This window comes from Sphingobium estronivorans (assembly GCF_008692605.1).
GTDB lineage: Bacteria > Pseudomonadota > Alphaproteobacteria > Sphingomonadales > Sphingomonadaceae > Sphingobium > Sphingobium estronivorans.
Window position 1 is genome coordinate 1 of record NZ_LFCT01000075.1, and the last position, 373, is coordinate 373.

The following is a 373-nucleotide window of genomic DNA, read 5'->3' on the forward strand; positions in this document are numbered from 1 at the left end:
GAACGAAGATGAAGCCCAAATCCTCCTATTCAAAATCGCCGAAGGCCCCAGCGGATCAGGTGGTGAAGGACATCCGGCGACAGACCCGGCGGCACTTCTCGGCCGAGGACAAGATCCGGATCGTGCTGGAAGGTCTGCGCGGCGAGGACAGCATCGCCGAGTTGTGCCGCAAGGAGGGCATAGCCCAAAGCCTGTATTACACCTGGTCGAAGGAGTTCATGGAGGCCGGCAAGCGCCGCCTGGCCGGCGACACCGCGCGTGCTGCGACCACCGGTGAGGTGCAGGACCTGCGCCGCGAGGCCCGCGCCCTCAAGGAATGCGTGGCCGACTTGACGCTGGAAAACCGCTTGCTGAAAAAAAGCATGATCGCGGA

General features: G+C 63.0%; 1 protein-coding gene. It reads left to right on the top strand.

Going from position 1 to position 373, the window contains the following annotated elements:
- Window positions 1-8: 8 nt before the first annotated feature.
- Window positions 9-373, top strand: a 365-nt coding sequence (locus F7P65_RS21885) for a transposase (protein WP_150295661.1), incomplete at its 3' end; no start/stop codon positions are given.